General features: G+C 66.0%; 26 protein-coding genes and 1 tRNA gene. 12 read left to right on the top strand and 15 right to left on the bottom strand.

Features of this window, described 5'->3' with window-relative positions:
- Nucleotides 1–66: 66 nt before the first annotated feature.
- Nucleotides 67–711 (top strand): HAD family hydrolase, encoded by a 645-nt coding sequence (locus tag ACIBW7_RS22150; protein WP_397049125.1) that lies wholly within the window; start codon nucleotides 67–69, stop codon nucleotides 709–711.
- 215 nt (nucleotides 712–926) lie between these two features.
- Here the strand turns inward: ACIBW7_RS22150 and ACIBW7_RS22145 are convergent.
- From ACIBW7_RS22145 to ACIBW7_RS22125, 5 genes are all read right to left on the bottom strand, one after another.
- Nucleotides 927–999 (bottom strand) — tRNA-Ala (locus ACIBW7_RS22145).
- 85 nt (nucleotides 1,000–1,084) lie between these two features.
- Nucleotides 1,085–2,158, bottom strand: coding sequence for a gephyrin-like molybdotransferase receptor GlpR (gene glpR / locus ACIBW7_RS22140; protein WP_397049123.1), 1,074 nt, complete (start codon nucleotides 2,156–2,158; stop codon nucleotides 1,085–1,087).
- Between the two features lie 327 nt (nucleotides 2,159–2,485).
- Entirely contained in the window at nucleotides 2,486–3,136 is a 651-nt protein-coding gene (locus ACIBW7_RS22135; RefSeq protein WP_397049121.1) for a GNAT family N-acetyltransferase, read from the bottom strand.
- A gap of 12 nt (nucleotides 3,137–3,148) precedes the next feature.
- Nucleotides 3,149–4,408 carry a gephyrin-like molybdotransferase Glp gene (gene glp, locus ACIBW7_RS22130; protein ID WP_397049119.1) on the bottom strand — a complete coding sequence of 420 codons (1,260 nt, stop codon included), beginning with the start codon at nucleotides 4,406–4,408 and terminating at the stop codon, nucleotides 3,149–3,151.
- 126 nt (nucleotides 4,409–4,534) lie between these two features.
- Nucleotides 4,535–5,491 carry a UTP--glucose-1-phosphate uridylyltransferase gene (locus ACIBW7_RS22125; RefSeq protein WP_397049117.1) on the bottom strand — a complete coding sequence of 319 codons (957 nt, stop codon included), beginning with the start codon at nucleotides 5,489–5,491 and terminating at the stop codon, nucleotides 4,535–4,537.
- A gap of 86 nt (nucleotides 5,492–5,577) precedes the next feature.
- Here ACIBW7_RS22125 and ACIBW7_RS22120 point away from each other — a divergent pair, with 86 nt between their 5' ends.
- The 4 genes from ACIBW7_RS22120 (at nucleotide 5,578) to mscL (ending at nucleotide 7,873) form a co-directional block, all read left to right on the top strand.
- A complete protein-coding gene (locus tag ACIBW7_RS22120) occupies nucleotides 5,578–6,165 on the top strand; it encodes a 5-formyltetrahydrofolate cyclo-ligase (RefSeq protein WP_397049931.1) in 588 nt (195 codons plus the stop codon).
- Between the two features lie 69 nt (nucleotides 6,166–6,234).
- On the top strand, nucleotides 6,235–6,531 hold the full coding sequence (locus ACIBW7_RS22115; RefSeq protein WP_397049115.1) for an FmdB family zinc ribbon protein: 297 nt from the start codon (nucleotides 6,235–6,237) through the stop codon (nucleotides 6,529–6,531).
- A 110-nt stretch (nucleotides 6,532–6,641) separates the two neighbouring features.
- Complete coding sequence (locus ACIBW7_RS22110) at nucleotides 6,642–7,355, top strand: SAF domain-containing protein (protein ID WP_397049114.1); 714 nt, start codon at nucleotides 6,642–6,644, stop codon at nucleotides 7,353–7,355.
- Between the two features lie 110 nt (nucleotides 7,356–7,465).
- Nucleotides 7,466–7,873: a large conductance mechanosensitive channel protein MscL gene (mscL, locus tag ACIBW7_RS22105; RefSeq protein ID WP_397049112.1), complete on the top strand. Its 408-nt coding sequence runs from the start codon at nucleotides 7,466–7,468 to the stop codon at nucleotides 7,871–7,873.
- A 106-nt stretch (nucleotides 7,874–7,979) separates the two neighbouring features.
- Here mscL and ACIBW7_RS22100 read toward each other — a convergent pair whose 3' ends face one another.
- The 9 genes from ACIBW7_RS22100 to ACIBW7_RS22060 all read right to left on the bottom strand — a co-directional run bounded on the left by ACIBW7_RS22100 (nucleotide 7,980) and on the right by ACIBW7_RS22060 (nucleotide 16,134).
- Nucleotides 7,980–8,651 carry an MspA family porin gene (locus ACIBW7_RS22100; RefSeq protein WP_357467553.1) on the bottom strand — a complete coding sequence of 224 codons (672 nt, stop codon included), beginning with the start codon at nucleotides 8,649–8,651 and terminating at the stop codon, nucleotides 7,980–7,982.
- Nucleotides 8,652–8,726: 75 nt separating this feature from the next.
- The gene (locus tag ACIBW7_RS22095) at nucleotides 8,727–9,401 is read right to left on the bottom strand and encodes an MspA family porin (protein ID WP_357467550.1); all 675 of its coding nucleotides are present in this window, start codon (nucleotides 9,399–9,401) and stop codon (nucleotides 8,727–8,729) included.
- A 308-nt stretch (nucleotides 9,402–9,709) separates the two neighbouring features.
- Nucleotides 9,710–10,378 carry an MspA family porin gene (locus ACIBW7_RS22090; RefSeq protein ID WP_364471521.1) on the bottom strand — a complete coding sequence of 223 codons (669 nt, stop codon included), beginning with the start codon at nucleotides 10,376–10,378 and terminating at the stop codon, nucleotides 9,710–9,712.
- A gap of 62 nt (nucleotides 10,379–10,440) precedes the next feature.
- Nucleotides 10,441–11,115: an MspA family porin gene (locus ACIBW7_RS22085; protein ID WP_397049108.1), complete on the bottom strand. Its 675-nt coding sequence runs from the start codon at nucleotides 11,113–11,115 to the stop codon at nucleotides 10,441–10,443.
- 505 nt (nucleotides 11,116–11,620) lie between these two features.
- On the bottom strand, nucleotides 11,621–11,806 hold the full coding sequence (locus tag ACIBW7_RS22080; protein WP_083898204.1) for a hypothetical protein: 186 nt from the start codon (nucleotides 11,804–11,806) through the stop codon (nucleotides 11,621–11,623).
- A complete protein-coding gene (locus ACIBW7_RS22075) occupies nucleotides 11,807–12,301 on the bottom strand; it encodes a molybdenum cofactor biosynthesis protein B (protein WP_157187336.1) in 495 nt (164 codons plus the stop codon).
- A gap of 80 nt (nucleotides 12,302–12,381) precedes the next feature.
- Nucleotides 12,382–13,833, bottom strand: a complete 1,452-nt coding sequence (locus tag ACIBW7_RS22070; RefSeq protein ID WP_397049106.1) for a trypsin-like peptidase domain-containing protein — start codon at nucleotides 13,831–13,833, stop codon at nucleotides 12,382–12,384.
- Between the two features lie 126 nt (nucleotides 13,834–13,959).
- Nucleotides 13,960–15,432, bottom strand: coding sequence for an ATP-binding protein (locus ACIBW7_RS22065; RefSeq protein WP_397049104.1), 1,473 nt, complete (start codon nucleotides 15,430–15,432; stop codon nucleotides 13,960–13,962).
- 15 nt (nucleotides 15,433–15,447) lie between these two features.
- Nucleotides 15,448–16,134, bottom strand: a complete 687-nt coding sequence (locus tag ACIBW7_RS22060) for a response regulator transcription factor (RefSeq protein WP_397049102.1) — start codon at nucleotides 16,132–16,134, stop codon at nucleotides 15,448–15,450.
- 358 nt (nucleotides 16,135–16,492) lie between these two features.
- On the opposite strand from ACIBW7_RS22060, the gene ACIBW7_RS22055 reads away from it, so the two are divergent.
- From ACIBW7_RS22055 to ACIBW7_RS22035, 5 genes are all read left to right on the top strand, one after another.
- Nucleotides 16,493–19,285 carry an ATP-binding protein gene (locus ACIBW7_RS22055; RefSeq protein ID WP_397049100.1) on the top strand — a complete coding sequence of 931 codons (2,793 nt, stop codon included), beginning with the start codon at nucleotides 16,493–16,495 and terminating at the stop codon, nucleotides 19,283–19,285.
- Complete coding sequence (locus tag ACIBW7_RS22050; protein WP_062986522.1) at nucleotides 19,282–19,689, top strand: roadblock/LC7 domain-containing protein; 408 nt, start codon at nucleotides 19,282–19,284, stop codon at nucleotides 19,687–19,689. Before ACIBW7_RS22055 ends, ACIBW7_RS22050 begins: the two co-directional genes overlap by 4 nt.
- Nucleotides 19,690–19,696: 7 nt before the next feature.
- Complete coding sequence (locus tag ACIBW7_RS22045; RefSeq protein ID WP_040695427.1) at nucleotides 19,697–20,071, top strand: DUF742 domain-containing protein; 375 nt, start codon at nucleotides 19,697–19,699, stop codon at nucleotides 20,069–20,071.
- 88 nt (nucleotides 20,072–20,159) lie between these two features.
- Nucleotides 20,160–20,717: an ATP/GTP-binding protein gene (locus tag ACIBW7_RS22040; RefSeq protein WP_040695543.1), complete on the top strand. Its 558-nt coding sequence runs from the start codon at nucleotides 20,160–20,162 to the stop codon at nucleotides 20,715–20,717.
- Complete coding sequence (locus tag ACIBW7_RS22035) at nucleotides 20,710–21,546, top strand: hypothetical protein (RefSeq protein WP_397049097.1); 837 nt, start codon at nucleotides 20,710–20,712, stop codon at nucleotides 21,544–21,546. The genes ACIBW7_RS22040 and ACIBW7_RS22035 overlap by 8 nt, the downstream gene beginning before the upstream one ends.
- 37 nt (nucleotides 21,547–21,583) lie before the next feature.
- Here the strand turns inward: ACIBW7_RS22035 and ACIBW7_RS22030 are convergent, their stop codons facing one another.
- Nucleotides 21,584–22,396 carry a VOC family protein gene (locus ACIBW7_RS22030; protein WP_397049095.1) on the bottom strand — a complete coding sequence of 271 codons (813 nt, stop codon included), beginning with the start codon at nucleotides 22,394–22,396 and terminating at the stop codon, nucleotides 21,584–21,586.
- A gap of 125 nt (nucleotides 22,397–22,521) precedes the next feature.
- Here ACIBW7_RS22030 and ACIBW7_RS22025 point away from each other — a divergent pair, with 125 nt between their 5' ends.
- Both ACIBW7_RS22025 and ACIBW7_RS22020 read left to right on the top strand, forming a co-directional pair.
- Nucleotides 22,522–23,547 carry a glycoside hydrolase domain-containing protein gene (locus ACIBW7_RS22025; RefSeq protein ID WP_397049093.1) on the top strand — a complete coding sequence of 342 codons (1,026 nt, stop codon included), beginning with the start codon at nucleotides 22,522–22,524 and terminating at the stop codon, nucleotides 23,545–23,547.
- 359 nt (nucleotides 23,548–23,906) lie between these two features.
- The gene (locus ACIBW7_RS22020) at nucleotides 23,907–24,131 is read left to right on the top strand and encodes a hypothetical protein (protein ID WP_040695430.1); all 225 of its coding nucleotides are present in this window, start codon (nucleotides 23,907–23,909) and stop codon (nucleotides 24,129–24,131) included.
- The last annotated feature ends 98 nt before the right edge of the window (nucleotides 24,132–24,229 follow it).

Below are 24,229 nucleotides of genomic sequence, written 5' to 3'. Positions count from 1 at the left end.
CGGCACCCTGCCCGCCCTGCTCGCCGCAGGCGTGGCTGTCCTGTCCCATCAAGCCTTGGAGAACCGGTGGTAACCGCACTACCTCACCAGCCCGCGGAACTCGACGCGGTCATCTTCGACTACAACGGCGTCATCGGCCTGCAGCCCACTTTTCCTATGTGGAGCAGGCTCGCCGAACTCGCCGGATGGCACGCAGACCAGCTCGGGCATTTCCAAACCGCCTTCTGGAGCGCGCGCGAACCCTACGATTCCGGCGAGTTCGATGACGCGGATTTCTGGACCACAGTGCTCGGCCATCGCCCGGACCTGGAACTGCTCACCCGGTTGCGTGCCGTCGACACCACGCTGTGGACCCGGACCGACGACCGCGTCGTCGCACTCCTCCACCGTGCCCGGCGGGCAGATCTGCCGATGGTGCTGCTCTCCAACGCACCCCATCCGGTCAGCGATGCCCTCGACGCCTCCGACTGGCGCACGCTGATGACCGACGCCCTCTACTCGGCCCGGCTCGGCATGAACAAACCCCACCCCGATACCTACCGAAAAGCACTCGCCGCGACGGGAGTTCACGATCCCGGCCGCGTCCTGTTCGTCGACGACCGTGCCGACAACTGCCAAGCCGCCGCTCGCCTCGGTCTACGCGCTCTTCACTACACCGGCTCACCCGCCGATATCGAGGATCACCTCCGCCCCACTACCGTCGCCGCGTAGGTCCCCGCGAGTCGTCGCAGGATCAAAGGCGAGTGCTCTACGCGAGCACTCGCCTTCCCATTGGTGGACCTCACTCGAACCACGACCACCGAACGCAAGCACAGGCCCGGGGGTCCGGGGACGAAGCCCGCGGGGTGGGGTGTGGGGGCTTCGCCCCACAAAATACGCGGAACGCAAAAGGCTCATGCTCTCCATGAGCATGAGCCTCCGATGCGTGGAGCTAAGGGGAATCGAACCCCTGACCTTCTCGATGCGAACGAGACGCGCTACCAACTGCGCTATAGCCCCGTGCGGCTCCGGGGAACCGCGCTGTGACACTGTATCAGGCGGGGTGGGCAGACTCCGAATCGCGTCGGTGACCTGGGTGGATGGGTCACGCGCCTGCGGCGCGACGCATATCGCCGGTGCCGCGGCGGAGGGCGCGGGCGGTGGCGGGGTCGAAGGTTTCCAGGTGGTCGAACATGGGGTCTTCGTCGTCCACCTCGATGAGGGCGGAGCGGCGGCGCAGGGCGCGGGCGGTGTCCCGGTCCATGACGCGCTGTTGGGCGCGCTGCTCGGCTTCGCGTTCGGCCTCGAGGTGCTCGCCGCGGCTGCGGGCCAGGCGGGCGAGGCGGCGGCGGCGGATTTCCTCCTCCATGCGGACCTGTTTGCGTAGGTACGCCAGGTAGGTCACCAGGACGAGCGCGGAGCCGCCGCAGCCCCACCAGAACATGGGGCTCAGCGCCACCGAGAGTCCGCCGAAGGTGAGGGCGGCCAGGACGAGGCCGAGCACCGCGCGCTGACGGAAGGTGTAGCGGGCCGCGCGCGCGATGGCATCGGCCTCCGGATCGAAGCCGCCGCGGCCGCGCCGGGTCGGCACGAAATCCGAATCGTCGGAGTCGGATTCATCGAATCGGGCGGGCGCCGCCGTCCGGGCCGGGGGAATTCGGGCACCGGTCGATTCGGTGTGCTCTAAAGCCACCCGGTCATCATCGGCGGTCGCCCGTTGCTTCGCAGCCGTTCGGGCCGTTGCGATTTCGGCATCATCGGAATCGGCGGCGTCGAGTTCTTCGGCTTCGGCGTCGAATTCACCATCCGCACCGTCGAATTCATCGTCCGTGTCGTCGATTTCGGCATCGGATACCGCCGACTCGGCTTCGGGCGGGTTGTCCGCGGGATTGTCGTCCTCGGTGACCTGCTCGTCGGCCGGTGGGGTCATCCGGTCCTCCGCATCATCGCTGTGGGAAAGCTTTCTCTGCACTCGGGTCGGCCGGTAATCCGGATCACTGTCGTGTCCGGCGGCCGGGCCACTCTTCGTGCGCCGCTTGGAACCTCCGCGGTGCAATACGCGGGTCGCCAACGCCGCGTCGGTCGTCTGCCTGATCCTGGGGTGCCGGTCGGCGAGGATCGGGAACAGCACGAAGACCCAGAGCACGACCAGGCCGATCCACAGGATCGAATTCGGCATCTCGCCTCTGCACCTCCGTCCCCGCCGCATCGTCCGCTCGGCCTTTCGACCGGGTCGCACCGCGCCCCGTCGCGGTGCGTTCGCTCGCCGCAAAACGCCTCGGACGGACGGAACGTCCGGCCGCCGTGAGGCGTATTCGGCACTGCCTCACAGGCTGATTGCCGGTGGCGCGGGACGCACCTCCGACGTCCGTAGGTTAATTCCGTGGCGCACCAAGTTCGGTCAGGCGCGCCGTGCACATACGCCACACCTGTCACAGGTCCACCACTTTCGCCGCGCGCCGAAGTCAGCCGGGCGCGTCGAAAACAGCACGGACGTACAGGTATTTCAGGGCAGCGTGGCCCGACCATCGCGCACCAGTCGCTCGACGACGGTCCCCGCCACCTCCTCGACGGTGATGCCGACCAGCAGGTGATCGCGCCAGGCGCCGTCCACGTCGAGGTACCGCTTCAGCAGCCCCTCCTCGCGGAACCCCACATTGCGCAGAACCGCTTGACTGGCCAGGTTTTCCGGCCGCACGGTCGCCTCGACCCGATGCAATCCGACCGGCCCGAAGCAGTGGTCCAACCCGAGCGCCAACGCGGCCGTCGCCACACCCTGACCGCCCAAATCCTTGGCCACCCAATAGCCGATCCACGCCGAACGCAGTGCGCCGCGCACGATATTGCCGACGGTCAACTGCCCGCTGAACGCGCCGTCGACCTCGATCACGAGCGGAATCATCGCACCGCGCCTGGCCTCGCCCTTCAGACTCGACCACAGCGACGGCCAGTTCGACACGTGGTTGCGTGCCTCCCAGGCACCGCGCCCGGTCGGCTCCCACGGCTCCAGATGCGCCCTGTCGCGCAACCGGATCCGGCTCCATGCCGCCGCATCGCGCAAACGCACCGGACGCAACGTCACCTCCCCGGCCGCGACACGCACCGGTCCCAGACGCGCGGGCCAACCGGGATGCTGCGTGACCCGGAACACGTTCATCGTCTCCACGCCTCAGCCACGCTGTGCGAGAAATGCGACTCGGACCTCGTCACCGGTCCTGATCTCGGTGTCGTCCGGGTCGATCACGATCAGGCTGTTCGCCTCGGCCAGCGTGGCGAGCAGATGCGACGAACCGCCGGCGCCGCCGCCCAGCGGCTGCACCAGGTAGTCGCCGGTGGCCTCATCGCGCATGAGTTGCGCGCGCAGGTAACCCTTGCGTCCGGCCATCGAGCTGATAGGGGTGATCGTCCTGGCCCGAATGATCCGGCGCATGGGATGTCTGCGCCCCAACGCGATTCGGATCAACGGTCGCACCATGACCTCGAAAACCACCAGTGCGCCAACAGGATTCGACGGCAGGAGAAAAGTCGGCACCTCATCGCGCCCGAGTCGCCCGAAACCCTGTACCGAGCCGGGATGCATAGCGACCCTGGTGATTTCGAGTTCACCGAGACCCTCGAGTGCCTCGCGCACCTGCTCGGAAGCCCACCCGCCGATGGCGCCCGCGATCACCACGACCTCGGAGCGAACCAGCTGCCCCTCCACCACATCGCGCAGCCGCCGCGGATCCGAACTCACGATGCCGACCCGGTTCACATCCGCACCCGCGTCGCGCGCCGCGGCAGCCAGCGCATAGGAATTCACGTCGTAGACCTGTCCCGGACCCGGCGTCCGATCGATATCGATCAACTCGCCGCCCACCGAGATCACCGACAGCCGCGGGCGCGGATGCACGAGCACCTTGTCCTGACCGACCGCGGCGAGCAGACCGACCTGTGGCGCACCGATGATGGTGCCCGCGCGCACCGCGACGTCGCCGGGCTGCACATCGTCACCGATGCGCCGGACATAGTCACCGGAGCGCACCGGTTCGTACACCTTGATCCTGGCCCGGCCGCCATCGGTGAAATCCAAGGGCAGCACGGCATCGGCCAGCGTCGGCAGCGGCGCACCGGTATCGACCCGCACGGTCTGGCGCGGCTGCAACCGGATCGGCTGCTTGGAGCCGGCGACCACCTCGCCGACCACCGGCAGCGTCAGATCGACGAGTTCGCCGTCCTCGTCGCGGATATCGGTGCCCGCGGCGGACACATCGACGCTGCGCACCGCGTAACCGTCGATCGCGGCCTGATCGAAGCCGGGCAGCGGCCGCTCGGTGACCACATCCTCGGCACACAGCAGGCCTTGCGCCTCGGAGATCGCGACCCGGACCGGCCGGGGCGCGACCGCCGCAGCCGTCACCTTGATCTGCTGATCCTCAACCGAGCGCATCCAGCCCTTCCTGATCTCTCCGCACCGACCCGATTCCGCCACCGCGCAACCGAATCCGCGCGACGAAGATGAACCATCATTCGTACCCGACGGTCCACTATCGGCGAAACCCGACGCCCGCGCCTATCAGTCGTAGGTCGTCAGCTGTGGGTCCCAGTCCGCACTGAGCCGATGCTGCAGCCACTCCCGCAGGGCGGGGCCGTATTCCTCTCGTTCCAAAGCGAAATCGACCGCAGCACGAAGATAGCCGCCCGGGTTGCCCAAATCGTGGCGCGACCCACGGTGGACCACCACATGGACCGGATGGCCCTCCGCGATGAGCAGCGCGATCGCGTCGGTGAGTTGTAGCTCGCCGCCGGTCCCCGGTTCGATCCGGCGCAGCGCGTCGAAGATGGCGCGGTCCAACAGATATCGGCCCGCGGCCGCGTAGGTCGACGGCGCGTCCGCGAGCGCGGGCTTCTCCACCATTCCGTTGACCCGCAGCACATTCGGGTTCACCGCATCGGGTACCGGCGCGACGTCGAAGACACCGTAGGCGCTGACCTGATCCTTGGGAACGTCGATGGCGCACAACACAGTTCCGCCGCGCTTGCGCCGGACCCGGCTCATCACATCGAGCACGCCACACGGCAGCACCAGGTCGTCGGGCAGCAGGACGGCGATGGCGTCCTCGTCGTCATCGAGGGCGCCCTCGGCCTGGGCGACGGCGTGGCCGAGGCCGAGCGGCTCGTCCTGGACCACCGAGGTGACATCGAGCAGCGCGGGCGCCTTGCGCACCTTCTCCAGCAGCTGGAACTTGCCGCGCTCGGCGAGCGTGCCCTCCAGCACCAAGTCCTCGACGAAGTGTGCGACGACGCCGTCTTTACCCGGCGAGGTCACGATGACCAGCCGCTCCGCACCGGAATCGGCGGCTTCCGAGGCGACCAGTTCGATGCCGGGAGTGTCCACCACCGGCAGCAACTCCTTGGGCACGGTCTTGGTCGCGGGCAGGAACCGCGTCCCGAGTCCGGCCGCGGGCACGACGGCCGTGCGGAAACACGACACGACCGCGCCATTCGCGGATTGTCCGGCCTTTGCTGTCATACGCCTACCCTATCCATCCGTCACCGGCCCGAAGCGGCCATCACGCCGACCCGGGTCCCGGTGAGCTTAAGGTGATCACCGTGGAGATGCCCGGCGAGCGCGACAAACATGCCTGGCGGGCCGAAATAGGTGCTCGACGGGCCGCGATGACCAGTGCCGACCAGCAAAACGAGGCGCGTGAGCTGGCCCACAGTGTCGCCGAGCTGGACGTCCCCGAATGGGTGTGCGCGTATGTGCCGGTGCGCGGTGAACCCGGATCGACGGCGATGCTGACGGCTCTGCGTGCGGCAGGCGCCCGGGTGCTGCTGCCGGTCACCGGACCGCCAGGACCGCTGCAATGGGCCGAATTCACCGGCATCGACGATCTGCGGCGCGCCAGATTCGGATTGCTGGAACCCGATGGTGAGGTGCTCGCCGATGCGATCGCGCTGGCGGAGCTGATCCTGGTCCCCGCGCTGGCGGTGGACCGCCGCGGTGTTCGGCTCGGCCGCGGTGCCGGGTACTACGACCGGACGTTGCCCGCGGCCCGGCCGACGGCGCGGCTGATCGCGGTGGTCCGCGATGACGAACTGCTCGACCGGCTCCCCGAGGAACCGCACGATCTGCGCATGGGCTGGGCCCTCACGCCACACGGCGGACTGCATCGATTGGGTCGCGATGAGGATGCGGAATGAAATGCCGATTGGCGGTGTTGGCACTGTCGGCTGTAGAGTGCCAGATTGACGAACCCTGCGGAGGATGCTGTGCCAACTTATTCATATGCGTGCACCCAGTGTGACAACCGCTTCGACATCGTTCAGTCCTTCACCGATGAGGCGCTGAGCATCTGCTCGGAGTGCTCGGGCAAGCTGCGCAAACTCTTCAACTCGGTCGGCATCGTGTTCAAGGGCAGCGGTTTCTACCGCACCGACAGCCGCGGCGGCTCCTCGACCGCCAGCGAGCCCGCGAAGTCGGACAGCGGTGCCGGCAGCTCAGCGGCGAGTTCGGATTCCGGTTCGTCCAGCAGCTCCAGCACTGCCAGCACGGCCGTCGCCAGCTGAGTTTGCCCTGGTAGAAGCAGCCCTGTGGGAGTTATCCCCAGGGCTGTCGTTATCCCCAGGGCACGCCTTTCCCGGGCGAGTCGCAGTGCCGGTGGTCATAGGCTCCGGGCATGGCTCCCCTGGGCATCATTCCGTCGGGCAAGACCAGATCCTTCGCAGATCTCGGTCGCGGCGACTCGCTGTGCTCGGCGATCTGGAATAGGGCAAGTTGGAATAGACCACCCTGGGCGGATGCGGTACTCGCCCGACGCCTGCTGGCGGCGGCACTCACCGCACTCGCGATCGTCCTGTTCCTGCGCGGTGATCCCGGCGGTAAACGCACCGAGGTCGTGGTGGCCGGACGCGATCTGCCGCCGGGCCATCTGCTCGAGGCGACCGATCTACGCTCGACACCTCTCGAATCCGGCACACTGCCCGCGGGTGCGGTCGCCGATATCGCTGTTCTGGTCGGCGCGACGCTGACCGGCGGAATGCGCACCGGCGAGGTATTCACGGATCTGCGCATCGTCGGACCGCGACTTGCGGCGGTCGCCACCGGCGCGGGCGACGCCCGCATCGTGCCCATCCGACCGGCCGATCCCGCGGTCGCCGAGATTTTGCGGGCGGGTGACCGAGTGGATGTCATCGGAGCCGAGGAACAGAGCGGTCCCGGCGCTCGGCCGGCCCGGCTGCTCGCGATCGACGTGGCGGTCGTACTGGTATCCGGTCCCGGTGACCGGCGCGGCGCGCCCGAGCGCGTGGTGCTGGTCGCGATGGACGCCGAGCACGCCACCGCGGTTGCCGCCGCCTCGCTGCGCACCACACTTACCGTGGTTTTTCATTGACCAGAGTTCGCCGAGAATTTGCCTTCAAGGTCAACTAGCATCGGTCGATACGGCAGCCCGAACCGCCGAGCACAACGAGTCAGCTCCCACCCGAAGAGGAGATATCGGCAATGCTCAAGGGTTTCAAGGAATTCCTACTCCGCGGAAACGTCGTCGACCTGGCAGTAGCCGTGGTGATCGGTACCGCTTTCGTCGCGATCGTCACCGCGTTCACCAATGGCATCATCAACCCGCTGCTCGCCGTCTTCGGCGAACGGGATGACCTCGGCATCGGTTTCCAGTTGGTTGCCGACAAACCGGCGACCTTCGTGCAGGTGGGTCCGCTCATCACCGCGGCCATCAACTTCATGGTCATCGCGGCGGTGCTGTACTTCGTGCTGGTGCTGCCCGCACTGCACGCGAAGAAGCGGTTCGGCACCACCCCGGACACCAAACTCAGCGATTCCGAGGTACTGATCCAGATCCGCGACCTGCTCTCCGACAGCCAGCGCAGCGCGGGCGGACGTCACGAATTTTGAATCGAATTCCCCTGTCCGACAACATAAAGAGGAATTCAGCTGCGCCACAAGGCAAACGGGCCCGTCGCACGCGCGACGGGCCCGTTCACATATTCGAGCGGAATACTCAGCCGAGACTGAACGGCTGACCCCACAACGTCGTCCAAGTGATGACATTGTCGGTTTCCACCTCGACGCTGACGAAGGCACGAGCCTGCGCGTAACCACCACAGCCGCTGAGACCGATCGTCTCGTCGGCCCAGGTGACCGAGCCGCTGCCGCCCTTGAACTTATTGCGCTTCTTGTGCGCCTCATTGCCGAAGTCGTCGGCCTGCTCGAGGTCGAGCACATAGAACGACTGCGCCTGGCCGGGACCGAGACTGAGATTGGCGCCGCTGGTGGCGCCAACACTCGGCTTGACGTTCTGGCTGTCGCTCCAATCCAGACTACCGGTGACGCCGCCGTCGGCACCGCCGCCGTCGATATTCACTTGGCAGGCAACGACATAACCCGGGAAGATCGCGCCGTTCCAGCCGTCGGTCACATCGACCTGCGCGCTACCGGACACCCACGCATTGCGGTGCACGGGTGTTGCGCCCATGGACGGATTGATATTGGCCGATTCGCCGACCAGCCGAATGGTGAGAACCGTTCCGTCGGAAAGCGTTTTGACGATTTGACCGCCCGGCAGCGGAACGAAGGTGTCGGCATTCGCCGCACCGGTGGACAACAGCCCGAGTGCCAGCGCGGCGGCGCCGCCGAGCCCGGCAACACGCGCCACAAACTTACGATCGATCATGATTGGTACTACCCCTAGCGATTGAGTTCGATGAATTCGATTCGGCGAGTAGAGATTCGACAGATCCCACCGCGGTCAGCCGATGCTGAACGGCGCTCCGTACAGGGTGACCTTGGAGTAGTTGTCGCCGATGATCTCGACAACGGTGTAGGCACGCGCCTGGGCATAACCCGCGCAGCCCTGGATCTCGATCTCCGCATCCTGATACTCGACCGAGTAGCGCCCCGGCTTCAGAATGTCCTTGTAATCGATCTGAACGAACTTGACATCGCCCGGGCCGAGATTGAGGCCGATCGACCCACCGAGCGAACCGCCCGAGAGGTTGATACCGCCGGAAACACCGGCCGAGATCGCGTTATCGGCGATGCTGACCTGGCAGCCGACGATATAGCCGGTGCTCAGCTGCGAAGCGCCGTGCGTCGAGGAGTTATTGGTACCCGGCGCCCCGGAGGCGCCGTTGTTCGGGCCGATGGTGCCCTCGGGAGTGACGGACACATCGGCAATGGCGTTACCTGAGACCCACACGACTCGGCCCGCGCCATTCGCGGCCAAAGATGGTGAAATCAAGGCGCGTTCACCCGTCCGGCTGACGGTCACGCCCGGGCCCAGCTTCTGGCCGTCCGGCAACGGCACAAAAACATCGGCGTTGGCAGCGCCGGTCGAAAGCAGGCCCATCCCAGCAGCGGCGGCGACAACGGCACCCGCGACGCGGACACCTCGACGCAGACCGCTGGTGCGGTTCTTGCTCATAGTTCCCCTCATCGGATTCTAGCGGTCGTCCTCGGGGTACCGAGGACGAAAACCCTTTCATGCGGCAACCGCTCGCTGGAAAGACATTGGCCATCAAGCGGTTTGCCGACAATCTCGTCGGTGGACGATCTTGGGTGCGCCCAATATTAGTGGTTTGCGCCGAATTCCTGTGAGATTTCGCACATGTTACCGCTCGATCCGCTACGATCTGCGAAATTGGCTGGGAGCCAGGGGGTTTCACAACGAAAACGGGCCCGTCGCGAATGCGACGAGCCCGCTTACGTTTTCAGGGTGCGATGCCCTGTCGATCAGCCGAGGCTGAACGGCTGGCCCCACAGGGTGGTCCAGGTGATGACGTTGTCGGTCTCCACCTCGACGCTGACGAAGGCACGAGCCTGGGCGTAACCGCCGCAGCCGGTCAGACCGATGGTCTCATCGGCCCAGGTAACCGAGCCGCTGCCGTTCTTGAATTTGTTGCGCTTCTTGTGCGCCTCATTGCCGAAGTCGTCGGCCTGCTCGAGATCGAGCACGTAGAACGACTGCGACTGGCCGGGGCCCAGGGTGAGGTTGGCACCGCTGGTCGCGCCGACACTGCCGGTGACGGTGTCACCGCTCCAGTCCGCGCTGCCGTCGACACCACCGGTGGCGCCGCCACCGGAGATGTTCACCTGGCAGCCGACGGTGTAGCCCGGGAAGATCGAGCCGCCGCCGTCACCGGACACCGAGACCTGGGCGCTACCGGACACCCATGCGTTGCGGTGCAGCGGGGTCGAGCCCATGGACGGATTGATGTTGGCGGATTCGCCGGTCAGGCTGATGGTGACGACGGTGCCGTCGGACAGCGTCTTGGTGATCGAGCCACCCGGCAGCGGCACGAAGGTATCGGCGTTCGCGGCGCCGGTGGAGAACAGGCCAAGAGCGACAGTGGCAGCGGCGCCGACACCGGCCACCCGTGCCACGTTCTTACGGTTGATCATGCTATTAATCCCTCGAGGGTTGAATCGCTTGAGCGAGAAGAATATTCGTGGATTGACCGACGTCAGCCGATGCTGAACGGCTGCCCGTAGAGGGTGGTCTTCGAGTAGTTGTCACCGATGATCTCGACGACGGTGTAGGCACGCGCCTGGGCGTAGCCCGCGCAGCCCTGGATCTCGATCTCGGCATCCTGGTACTCGACCGAGTAGCGACCCGGCTTCAGAATGTCCTTGTAGTCGATCTGCACGAATTTGACCTCGCCGGGGCCGAGGTTGATGCCGATCGAACCGCCGAGCGAACCGCCAGAGAGGTTGATACCGCCGGACAGACCGGCCGAGATGGCGTCGCTGGCGATGCTGACCTGGCAGCCGACGATGTAGCCGGTGCTCAGCTGCGATGCGCCGTGGGTGGAAGAGTTGTTGGTACCCGGGGCGCCGGAGGCGCCGTTGTTCGGGCCGACCGTGCCTTCCGGCGTCACGTTCACATCGGCGACGGCGTTGCCCGAAACCCAGACCACACGGCCGGCACCGTTGGCCGCCAACGAAGGCGAAATCAGGGCGTGCTCACCAGTGCGGGTGAGCGTCACGTCGGGTCCGTTCTTCTGGCCGTCCGGCAACGGCACGAAGGTGTCGGCATTGGCAGCACCGGTCGAAAGCAGGCCCATGGCCACGGCCGCGGCAGCGCCGACGCCCGCGATCCGGGCACCGCGGCGCAGACCGTTGGTGCGGTTCTCGCTCATACTTCCCCTCATCAGGTTCTAACAGTCAACCTCGACCATCGAGGCTGGACGTTGGTCCTCTCAGGCCCAGCTCAGTTTGTGCCCCGATTGTTGCCGATATGTAACCGGCTGTTATTTCGGCGCAACGGTCAGTGCTGGCTTCGGAACCGAGCCGGGTTCCGCCGAGTCGACAAACGTACGTGCCGCACCCGGGCCCGCGAGGTCCAGCAGCGTGGGTGGCTCGTGGCGAGATTAAACCGACCAGTAACGGTCTGGCAACGTAAGTTTTCGTTAAGATCAATGTGATCTAGATCACACCATCTCAAATGCTCATATTGCTTGACGTGCATAAACAGGAAATAAGCGCCACCCGAACACCCCCCGAAGGCGGCCGCAGTCGCAACGATGCCGATGGTAACTACGGGACAGCACCGTACTTGAAGGTCAAGCAAACTTCAGCGTGAGGAATTCGCAATGGATGAAGGCACGATCGCGAACGCTGGTACGTGGCTGGACCGTAGATGAGTCACGAGCCGTGATGGGGTGGCACCTGCGACCGGAGCCAGTCGTCGGATAACGATTCGGTTTCGTCGCCGCGCTCGTCACCCGTCGTCTCCGGGAGGACCTCGCCGAAAATTTTTGCCAGACGCGCCGCGTCCCTCGCCCGGCGTGTCGCCGGACGAGGGTCGTCGGAGGAGTCCGCGGCGGTAATTTATTCCGCCAATCCGGACAGCTCGCCGATCACTCGGCTGGCGAGCGGACCGAGGGTTGCCATGCCGTCACGGACCGCGGCCCGGCTGCCCGGCAGGTTTACCACCAATGTGCTGCCGGAGATGCCGGCCAGACCACGCGAGAGGCCGGCGTCGAGCGAACCGGCTACCCGACCGGAGGAACGCAGCGCCTCGCTGATCCCCGGCAGTTCCCGGTCGAGCACCTGCGAGGTGGCCTCCGGTGTGACATCGCGCGGGGACATACCGGTGCCGCCGACGGAGATGACCAGGTCGACACCGCCGATCACCGCGGTGTTGAGCGCATTGCGGATCTCCACCTCATCGGCCTGCACCGATACCGAAGCGTCCACCAGGAAACCCGCCTCGGTGAGCAGCTCGGTGACCAGCGGCCCGAGCGAATCCACACCTCCATGCGCCGTTCGATCGTCGACGACCACCACCAGAGCACGCCCCGCGACAGGAGCATCGATTTCCATGTTGGTAACCGTAGCGTCCAGATCGACGAGGTGGGCGTCGGCTCCCGGTCGTGCCGACAATCCGCCGGGCAGGACCCGCATCATCGGCCACCGTCCGCGGCCGCACCGGAGAGCGTCACGTCGACTGTCTTGGGGTTGTTGCCTTGTTCATCGGTGTAGGTGACCTTCACCTTGTCTCCTGGCTGATGGGAACGGACAGCGGCGATGAGTGCGTCGCCCGAGTCGATGGTGCGACTGTCCACCTTGGTGATGATGGCGCCGGCCGGAATGCCCGCCTTGGCGGCCGGACCGTCCGGGGTCGCCTCGAGCACCCGTGCGGCGGTGTCCTGCGGGCGCAGTTTGATGCCGATCTGGGCGTAGGTGGCGTGACCGGTCTTGATGAGTTCGTCGGCGACCCGGCGGGCCTGATCGACCGGGATGGCGAAGCCGAGGCCGATGGAACCGCTCTGCTGACCGGTCGCCTCGCTGCCGCCGAGGCTGGCGATGGCGGTATTGATGCCGATGAGCTTGCCGTTGGCGTCGACCAGCGCGCCACCGGAATTGCCCGGGTTGATCGCGGCGTCGGTCTGGACCGCGTCGATGACCGGCTGCACCTGGCTCGGGGTGCCCTCACCGTTGGTGGAGACCGGACGGTTGAGTGCCGAGACGATGCCCGTGGTCACTGTGCCCGCCAGCCCGAGCGGCGAGCCGATGGCGATGACCGGCTGGCCGACCGCGAGATCCGACGAGCTGCCCAGTTCGATCGGAGTCAGTCCGTCTTTGCCCTGCACCTTGATGACGGCCAGATCGGAGACCGGATCGGCGCCGACCAGCGTGGCCGGTGCGGTGGTGCCGTCGGCGAAGGCGACCTCCATCTTGGCGTTGGCGCCACCGCCGGAGGCGACATGGTTATTGGTGAGGATCAGACCGTCGGAGGACAACACCACACCGGAGCCCTCGCCCTGTGCGCGATTGCTGGCGACCTTGATCATCACCACGCTCGGCAGCACCTTCTGCGCCACCGCCTGGGTGGAGCCGGCCGGAGCATTGGCGATATTGCTGACATTTGGCTTGGGCGCGTCCAGCGCATTGGTCACCGTGGTGTGTCCGTTGTCGGAACGGGTGACCAGCGAGCCGACCGCGCCACCGATACCACCGCTGACGAGTGCGAGCGCGACCGCGCCGACGACGAGACCGGTGCGGACCGGGCGGCGTGCGGGTTCGGCGGCGAATACGGCGCCGGGATACGGCCCACCGGGTGGGTTGGGCGGGGCGTAGGACGGCTGGGCGTATTCCGGGCCCGACTCGGGACCCGGGAATTGCCGAGCGTAATCCGGCCCCGCTTCGGGACCGGGGAATTGCTGAGTCGAGTTGGGCGGCATGCGTTGCTGCCAGATCGTCGGACGCGGTGGCAGTGCCTGAGACCCGTATCCGGATTGCGCGTAGGTCTGGCCCGGTGGTGCGACCGGGATCTCCTGGGTCGGATGCGGACCGGGCCCGGCGCCGGCGTCATCCGGCTGCGGCGTCAAGCCTTCCTTGGAATCCTCGGTCATTTTTCTCCTTACGTCTTCGACCAGCTTGGCGACGACGACTGAGAGCGGACTGAGACGCTGCTTTCAGTTTTCCGAGTATTGCGGACGGACCGGGTAGGCCCGCCATCACCTTAGTCTCGAACGGCGTCAATCGGTTACGGAGTCGACCACACCGTCGAGCATGCTCGCCGCACCCGGCAGCACGATCCGGATCAAGGCGCCGCCGCGCTCGGAGGTCTCGATGGTGATCGTGCCGCCGTGCTTGGTCACCACCTGTTTGACGATCGCCAGGCCGAGCCCCGAGCCCGGCATGGAACGCGACGCCGTGGTCCGATAGAAACGGTCGAACACCAGCTCGCGCTCGGCGGCGGGGATGCCCGGTCCGGCGTCGTCGACATCGAGCTCGAGCAGGCCGCGACCGGTTTCCCGCATGGTGACCTTCACCTGCACGCCCGCCGGACTCCACTTCGCGGCATTGTCGAGGACATTCAGAATCGCCCGCTCCAGGCCCGCCTCATGGCCGTATACGAACCAGGGCTGCAGCTGCGCGGCGAACTCGATGGAACCGCGGCGGCGCCGGGCCCGCTCGAGCGCGCGCTCGGCCACCTCGCCGAGATCCACTCGCTCGTAAACGGTTTCGGGTGCGTCCTCCCGGGCCAGATCCACGAGATCGCCGACCAGGGTCGACAATTCCTCGATCTGAGCCATCACATCCGCGCGCAGCTCGGCCATGTCCTGTTCCGGAATCTGTGGTGCGCCAGGGCGACTGGAGGCGATCAGCAATTCCATATTGGTGCGCAGCGAAGTCAGCGGCGTGCGCAATTCATGTCCGGCGTCGGCGACCAATCGGCGTTGTCTATCGCGCGATTCGGCGAGTGCGCGCAACATTGTGTTGAAGCTCTCTGTGAGCCTTGCGAGTTCATCGTCACCCGTTACCGGAATCGGTGTCAGATCATCGGTGCGGGCGACCCGTTCGGTCGCCGCAGTGAGCCGTCCGATCGGGCGCAGCCCGGTGCGACCGACCGCGGTACCGGCTGCCGCTGCCAGCACAACTCCACAACCGCCCACGACGAACAGCAACCATGCGAGCCGGTCCAATACCTCTCGGGTCGGTTGCAGCCGCTGCGAGATGACCAGCGTCGCGCCGGAATGCGTCGGCATGGCAAGCACCCGCTGATTACTCACGGTGCGCAGTGACGAGGGCAGCTCACCGTTCGCGACCGCGAGTTCCTGGGTGCCGACCGGCGGAATCGTTTGCTGTGGCGGCATATACGCCTTGTCTTTCGCGTATATCAACGCCACTCCGACATCATTGGAGTACAGGCCGGCCAGCACGATCGACTGGAAACCCAAACTGTCGAAATTATTGTTGATCATGGTGTTCGCGCGCGCCTCGAGCTGTGCGTCCACATCGGCGTTCAGTGCGCGGGCCACCATGGCATAGGCGGCGATGGAGGTGACGGCCACGGCGATGGCGACAACCGAGGCGGCGAGCAGGGTGACCCGCCAGCGCAGGGAGACCGACCTGGTCAGGGGCATGGGCGGACGCATATCCGGCGGTTCCGAGGGATATGCGCCGAGCGCGGCGACCACTTGTCGCTTGGGATTGGTTCTGGCCATGAGGTGTCGACTCGCCTACGGGGGCGTTTCGCGCAGCACGTAGCCGACACCGCGCACGGTGTGGATGAGCCGGGTCTCGCCCTCGGCCTCGGTCTTGCGGCGCAGGTAGCCGATATAGACCTCGAGCGCATTGCCGGAGGTCGGGAAGTCGTAGCCCCAGACCTCCTCGAGGATGCGGCTGCGGGTCAGCACCCGGCGCGGATTCGCCATCAGCATTTCCAGCAGCGAGAACTCGGTGCGGGTCAGGCTGATCGAGCGGTCACCTCGCGTCACCTCGCGGGTCACCGGATCCAGCGACAGATCGGCGAACGTCATGGTCTCGGAAACCTCGCCGGGATCGGTGGCCCGGCGGCGCAACAACGCGCGCAATCGGGCCAGCAATTCCTCTAGTGCGAATGGTTTCGGCAAATAGTCATCGGCTCCGGCATCGAGTCCGGCTACCCGTTCGGAAACCGAATCCCGCGCCGTCAAAACCAGAATCGGCAGATCGTCTCCGGTGCTGCGCAAGCGTCGGCAAACTTCGAGCCCATCCATCCGGGGCATCATCACATCGAGCACGAGTGCATCCGGTCGCTGCACAGTTGCTTTCTCCAGTGCGTCCACACCGTCGACCGCGAGATCGACGGAGTAGCCGTTGAAGGTCAGTGACCGGCGCAGCGATTCCCGGACGGCACGATCGTCGTCGACTACCAGAATGCGCATGCCCCCAGTTTGACCGCATCGACTGAGAGTCGACTGAGAGGTCGCCGCCCGACACGCCGCGCCAGCATCGATGCCGCCCACTAGGGGCTGGACGAGCGACCAGCAGGTTTGTGATCACGTACAGATCTCGACGGAAACCGGCAACCGTTTTGGGCGACGAAACCCGTTCTCAGTAGCCATATTCGAGTGAATTACAGAGAGACTGCCCCAGATTGCCGTTAGTCACTCTGCGCGGTATGTTCCCTGCGGTAAAAAGAAGACCTCTAGTTGGTTCTCAGCGGGTTGAATCAAAACCGAACAGCCACGCGCCATCCGGGGGCACACGTGCAAGCTCGTGAAGCGGAGGCAACGGAAGCGGATGGAAGCTGCACCGCGGTCCTGGCAATTCAGTCTGTCCAACTGGTCGGTCACTCGCAAGGTTGGCATCGTGCTGGTCCTGCCCGTGCTGCTGGCCACCGTCTTCGCCGTGCTCCGCATCAACAACGAACTGCGCACCATGTCCCAGTTGGATGCGGCGACCGAACAGGTCATCATCATTCGCCCGATCGTCAAGTTCGGAACGGCCACCGAACAACTCGCGGTCGCGGCGACCGCCTCCTGGGGTAACACCGCGGATCCGGCGACCGACGCGGCATTGACGAAATTCGATCAGGCACTCGCCGATCTCGAGGCCGGAATGCGCACCACCAAGGTGAGCACCCGGGTCACCTCCGAATTGGCCTCGGCCGTCGCCACCGGCACCACCATGCGCAATAGTCTGCGCAACGGATCGCCGATGATGGTCGGTGAGCAGGCCGATGAGATCGCGGTTCGCATCAGCAACGCCTACGCGCTGTCGCCGTCGGTCGAGGACCTCGTCATCCAGCGCTACTTCCTGCAGATCGGCGCACTCCAGAACGCCCGCCGCGTACTCAGCCAGCAGCGCATGCTGATCGGCTCCCCCGATGCCGGCCGCAATCCGAGCGTGCGCGCGAAGGTGCTCACCTCGGCCGGCGCCGAGATGACCATGATCAATACCTACGGCATCATCCTGCCGGACAATGCGCCGAATATGCGGCCGCTGCTGGACGCGGTCGGCATCCGCCTCGGCGCATTCAGTCAGAACGGCGGGGATCCGACATCGAATCCGGCGGTACTGGATTCACTACAGGTCAGCTCGGACACCTACGAGAAGACGACCAATTCCCTCGCCGACACCATCGACAAGGCGCTGGCGCATCGGACCACCGAAGCACAGACCGGCGCGCTGCGTGAGACCACGATCGTCATCGGCATGCTGCTGGCCGGTCTTGCGCTGGCCCTCGCCGTGGCACGCACCCTGGTCGTCCCGGTGCGCAGGCTACGCCGCGACGCACTCGAGGTCGCGCACGTCAAGCTGCCCGACGAACTCGCGGTGGTGCGCAGCGGTGGCGCCACCCCGGAGATCACCCCGGTCGGCGTGCACACCACCGACGAGGTCGGACAGCTGGCCCGCGCCGTCGACGAAATCCACGAGCAGGCGCTCAATCTCGCCGCCGACCAGGCCCGACTGCGATTGCAGATCGGGAACATGTTCGAAACCCTTTCCCGCCGTAGCCAATCCCTGGTCGAACAGCAGTTGTCGCTGATCGAGGATCTGGAACACGACGAGGACAATGCCGAGCGGCTACAGAGCCTGTTCCGCCTCGACCACCTGGCCACCCGCATGCGCCGCAACGGCGACAACCTGCTGGTGCTCGCCGGAACCGCGCTGCGCCGCGGTCAACTACATCCGGTGCCGCTATCGGACATGCTCTGGAGTGCGGTCTCCCAGGTGGAGGACTACCAGCGGGTCGAGATCGGCGCGGTGCCCGACGGCATCGTCGCCGGTGAGCCCGCTGTCGATATCGAACATCTGCTGGCCGAACTGATCGATAACGCGCTGCGCTACTCCCCGCCGACCACACCGGTCGCGGTGATGGTGGCGCGCGCGGTCGACGGCGGCTACCTGATCGAGATCACCGACCGCGGTCTCGGCATGTCACTCGAGGATCTGCAGCTCACCAACGACCGGCTGGCCTCCGGTGGTGAGGTCACCGTCGAAACCGCCCGCCGCATGGGCCTTTTCGTCGTCGGTCGGCTCGCCAAACGGCACACCATCACGGTGAGCCTGCGCCGCACCTCGACCATGGCGCAGCAGCCCGGCATCACCGCGAGCGTGCACCTGCCCGGTGCACTGGTCGCGCCGCCGCTCGATGCGACCGATCCGAACCAGCGGGCCATCGAAGCGCAGGTCATGACCGCGTTGCCCGCCCCCTCACAACAACAGCCGCCGCGCACGCTGGTGCCGGTGCCGAGCCTGCCACAGCGTGAACCGTCGCGGTTCGCGGTCACCAGTTCCGGTCTGCCACAACGTCGTCCGACCATGCGCGTTGCCGACGCGCCTGAGATACCGATACCCGGCGATGATCACACCGAAACCTCGGTAGACGTATTCGCAGAGAATCCGAGCAGCCGCCGCGGCGAGGACGACCGGTCCCGCATCGCGCCGTTCGGGCCGCCGACCCCGACGGATGAGCCTGCCACCGGACCGAATTCGGTCATCGACGTGGAACCGCAGGTGCCCCTCGGCGCGGTCACCGATCTGTGGGCCGAACAGCCCGACGAACCGGTGGACACCGGATCGAACCCGATCGTCTCCCGCGAGCCCGCCGAGCCGTATCAGACCGCCGTCCTGCGGCCGCCGCTGCCGACCAGAAGGCCCGCCGCCGCAACGGAACCCGAGCCGACCTCGACCCGACTACAGCCGGTCTCGGCCGACGCCGCGACCAACACCTCGACCCGACTACAGCCCGTGCAGGGCGAATCGCCCACCCCGATCTATCAGCGGATGGTCTCGGAGTGGTTGGTCGAGCCTGCGACGGCACAACCCTCGCCGTCGGCGTGGACCTCCCCCGCCGACGCGGGCTGGACGGCCGCCGAGCAGGCCAGCCATCCGACCGCCGAGGCGCGCACCGTCGGCGGACTGCCGATCCGCAGGCCCGGAGCGCAATTGGTGCCCGGCGGCCTCGCGCCGGTCGAGGAACCCGGCGTACGCGATCCGGAGGAGATCCGGAACAACTTGACCAGGCATCTCAGTGGGGTCCGCAGCGGGCGGGCCGAAGCGCAGTACAACGACGGAGGGCTTGTATGACCAACCCGAACAGCACCACGGACGAGAACCTCAACTGGCTGGTTGCCCGCTTCACCAAGGATGTGCCCGGAGTGTCGCACGCGGTGCTGGTGACGGCGGACGGTCTGCTGCAGGCGACCAGCCCGAATCTACCCTCGGACCGCGCCGAACAGCTTTCCGCGGTCACCGCGGGTCTGGCCAGCCTCGCCACCGGAGCGGCATCGCTGTTCGACGGCGGCAAGGTGATGCAGTCGATCGTGGAGATGCAGCGCGGCTACCTGTTGGTGATGAGCGTCGGCAACGGGTCGCACCTGGCCGTACTCGCCAACAAGTCGCACGATATCGGTCGGATCGGCTACGAAATGGCCCTGCTCGTCGACCGTGTGGGCACGGTGGTCACGGCCACCGCCCGGACAGCCGTCTGATCCACCGATGTCGAGTCCATTCGGCCACGGACCGAACCGGCCGACCACCCGCGTCAGACCGTATGCCCTGACCTCCGGGCGTACCGAACCCGCGGTTGACCTACCGCTCGAAGCGGTTATCGAAACCCTGTCGTACACTGCGCATCTCGATTGGCCGGCGGGCGATCTGCGCACCGAGATCCTGCGGCTGGGCACGCACCGGCTGTCGGTCGCCGAGATCGCCGCCCACCTGGATCGACCGCTCGGCATGGTCCGGGTCATGGTCGGTGACCTCGTCGTCGACGGCGCGCTGCGTGTGCATTCGACACTGACCGACGAGGCGAGCTTCGACGAGCGCCGTTCCCTTATGGAGAGGACTTTGCGTGGACTCCGTGCCCTATAGGCAAGGCGGAAATTACGGGCAGCCCGGCAACTCCGGATCCGGCAATACCGGACCCGCCGATGCCGACACTCGCGTCGCCTCGACCAAGATCGTGGTCGCGGGCGGCTTCGGGGCGGGCAAGACGACCTTCGTCGGCGCGGTATCGGAGATCGTTCCCCTACGCACCGAGGCCATGGTGACCCGCTTTTCCGACGGTATCGACGATCTCGCCGATACCCCGGACAAGGAAACCACCACGGTCGCAATGGATTTCGGCCGCATCATCCTGCCCGGCAACCTGGTGCTCTACCTGTTCGGCACGCCCGGCCAGCGCCGCTTCTGGTTCATGTGGGACGACCTGATCCGCGGCGCCATCGGCGCGGTGGTGCTCATCGACACCCGACGGCTCGAGGACAGCTTCGCCGCCGTCGACTTCTTCGAGGCGCGCAAGCTGCCGTTCCTGATCGCGGTCAATCGCTTCCCGGACGCACCCCGCTTCCCGATCGCCGAACTGCGCGAGGCGCTTTCGGTGCGCGAGGGGGTGCCCATCGTGGATATCGACGCGCGCAATGCCATGGAGGTCCGTCAGGCGCTGGCGGCCGTCACCGAATACGCGATCGCCCAATTGAAGGCACTCGAATTGGAAGGAACCGCCCGACATGCATGACGTCCGGTTGTTCGCTGCGGCGGACAACGGCGCTGCAGTGGACCAGTTCTCCATGGGGTACTGGGTCGCCGCACTCTCTTTCGGTGTTTCGGTGCTCGGTGCCGTGGTCGGGCTGGCCTGTGTACTACACGCGGCACGATCGTCGCGGTTCCGGTTGGTGTGGGTGACGTCGGCCGCAGTGGCGCTCGGCGGTGTCGGGGCCTGGCTGTCGACCTCGGTCGCGCTGCTCGGGCTCGATATTTCGGGTACCGCCGCGCGCTTCGACGGTGGCAAGATGATCGCGGCCATGGTGACCTCGTTCGTCGCGGTATTCGTCGCGCTGATCATCATCGGCCGTCGGCTGCGACTGGCCCGGCTCATCCCGGGCGGGCTGGTCATGGGATTCGGCATCGGCCTCACCCTGTATCTGGGGCTCGGGTCCATCCGCATCCAGGGTTCGATCGATATCTCCCCATGGCTCGCGGCGGTCGCGATGGTGGTCGCGGTGCTCACCGGTGTTGGCACGCTGTGGTCGTTCCAGGCGCTGCACGGTCTGCTCGCGCGGGCGGCCACCGTGCTGCTGTTCGCAGTCGGTGTGGCGGGCATGTACTACGCCGGGGTCGCGGCCATCGACCCGAACATCGATACCACCGCGAAGGCACCGGACGGACTCACACTGTTCGAATTCGTCTTCCCGATGTTCGTCATCGGATCGCTCGCGCTGACGGTCCCGATCAGCGCCGTGCTCATCGCACCGGACCGCCGCGAGACGGCGGCGGCGCTCGAGGCCAAGCGCCGCTCCGAGCTGCGGTCGGACCGGCGCCGGTCCGAACTCCAGTCGGTGCGCTGAGCCGACTGGAGCTCGCTGCCGATCGGGCCCGAGGAAGTCAGGCCCTGGGTGCAGGCATCTCCCCGACGGTCTTGCTCGGATCGATGATGCCGATCGCCTCGCCCTGCGGACCGGCGATGACAGCCGAGCGTCCGGCGGGTGAATCCGCGATCGCCTGCAGCACCCGGCCGCCCAATTCCGTTGTCTTGGCGACACCGGCGTCCACATCGTCGTGCTGGAACCACACCAGCCAGTACGACGGCATTCCGTCGGCGGGCTTATTGGACTCGTCGGCTATGCCACCGACGCCCTCGGTTCTGGTCGGCGGGGTGAACACCACGTACTCGGCGTCGCCGAAGTCGAATTCGGTGTAGCTGAAGCCGAATACGTCGGCGTAGAACTTCTTGGCCGCCTCGATATCGCGGGTGTGCAGTTCGTTCCAGCCGTAGGCGCCGTGCTCGTTGTAGACGGCCGCGCCGTTGTGTCCCGTCGCCTGCCATACCGCGAAGACCGCGCCGACCGGATCGGTCGCGACGAACATCCGGCCGAACTCCATGACCTCGAAGGTCGGCACGATCAGCTCACCGCCGGCCTGCTGCACCTTCGCCGCGGTGGCATCGGCGTCGGTGACCGCGAAGTAGGTGGTCCAGACCGATGGCATGCCCGGCATCGACGGCGGTTTCGGACCTATTCCGGCCACCGGCGCGCCCGCCTTCATCGCCATCAGATAGCCGCCCGAATCCGGGCCGCCGTCCTGGATCTCCCAGCCGAACAAACCCTCGTAGAACTGCGCGGCCTTACCTGGATCCTCGACCTGACAGTCGATCCAGGCCGGTGTTCCCTCGGGCCATGCCTCGTTACGTATGGGCATCGGTCATCTCCGTTTCTAGTGAATAGGCACCTCCAGGGAGTTAGTCAACCACCGGGCGCCGACAGTTTCGGCGGGTTCGGCAATGCCGCCGATTTCGGCCCACGGCACCCCCTACAGTGAGAGATATGCGTTTGGGGCTGGACTACGCAGCAGGCCGTCCCGGCGGCGCGGCCATTCGAGCGGCCGGTTTCGATTTCGTCGTACGCTACCTCTCCGAGGGTGGTCCGACCCTGCCCGGCAAACAGTTGACCCCGGCCGAGGCCGACGACCTGCGGGCGAACGGCATCTCCATCGTGTCGAACTGGGAGACCACCGCGGCCAGGATGCTGGACGGCTACGGCGCCGGAATCGTCGATGCCCGTGCGGGTTCGGCGCAGGTGCTGCACTGTGGCGGTCGGTTGGATCGGCCGATCTACTTCTCCGCGGATTTCGACGCGACACCGCAGGATCAAGTGGCGATCAATGCCTATCTCGAAGGCGCGGCCACCGTGCTCGGCGCCGCGAATGTGGGTATCTACGGCGGGTTCTGGTCGATCAGCCGGGCGTTGGACGCAGGCGTCGCGGCGTGGTCGTGGCAGACCGATGCCTGGTCGGGCACCAACGTGGAGACCAGGCGCAATATCCATCAGACATTGCGGCAGGTGGTCGTCGGGGGCGTGCTCTGCGATGTAAACGAAGCCGAGACAATCGATTTCGGTCAGTGGGACTTCGTACAGGAGGAACCGGACGTGACGCCGGAACAAGAGGCAGTGCTGCGCGATATCCAGATCCAGCTGCGCGGTCCGGAGCTGTCCGGTTGGCCGCAACTCGGCACCGATGCCGAGGGCCGCTATCGCACGCTGGTGGACGGTGTGGCGGCGGCGCTGCAGCGAATCAAGGAGCTGGAGGACGAATCTGCCGATTTGCGTACGCAAGTCGGCGAATTGCGTACGGAGATCAGCGAACTCGAAGCCACCACCGCAGATCTGGTGGAAGAGGTGAAGCGGTTGGACGGGCCGCATTGGCCGTGGCCACTCTCGCTGATCGAGGGTCCGGCCGACTTCGTGGGCGAGCAACTGGCCCGGCTGGAGTCGCTATTGCCGGACTTGCCAGGTCTGCCCGGTGGCCGGGAAGTGGGGAAATCGGCAGAGAGGCCGGAAGTTTGGCGATGAGCGGGTTCCCGGAGATCCGGTGAACCGGGGTTCCGAGAACCCGCCCTCCCGCACGAGGGTACCGGCGCGAGAGCACGAAATCATCACTGCGCCAGGACTTTTACGGCCACGAAAAACCAACTGACAGTACGTAATTGATCTTTAAGCTACCGCATCGCAATCCCAGAAATGGAAAATTGCCATGTGACACAAACCGCATAGGTAGCTATCAGATTGCCACGTTCTCAAGTGGTTCTAATTCAAGACCGGCATCAAGCCATTCCGGTCGGTCGACCATCGCCCCTGCGCGTTCCGTCCCATGCCAGCAGCGCGCGAGTTATCGTCAGCTTGCACATACCGGTTCGTACGAAGGAGTTCGCATGACCGTAAACGTGGTGCTCGACAAGGCTCTCGACAAGGAATTCGAGAACAAGTCGCTGAAGGACATCCTCTCCGCCCCGCCGTCGGCGCTGGCGGGCCTCACCCCGGCGCACGATAAGCAGCTGCTGGAGGCCCTGAAAATCAAGACCATCGCCGATCTCGGCAACAACAAGTTCTTCCAGCTCGCCGCCACCTTGGTGCAGCTCGCCGAAAAGGAGGGCTGAATCTTTGGCCGCGCCTTCGGCGCGGCGGGTTCGCGGCCCCCTGGTGTCTCGCGTCCGAGTCGTCGAGACTCGCGCCTGCGGCGCATGCGCTTCGACGA

The organism is Nocardia sp. NPDC049526 (assembly GCF_044465765.1).
GTDB lineage: Bacteria > Actinomycetota > Actinomycetes > Mycobacteriales > Mycobacteriaceae > Nocardia.
This window is presented reverse-complemented; position numbering and strand designations above follow the sequence as displayed.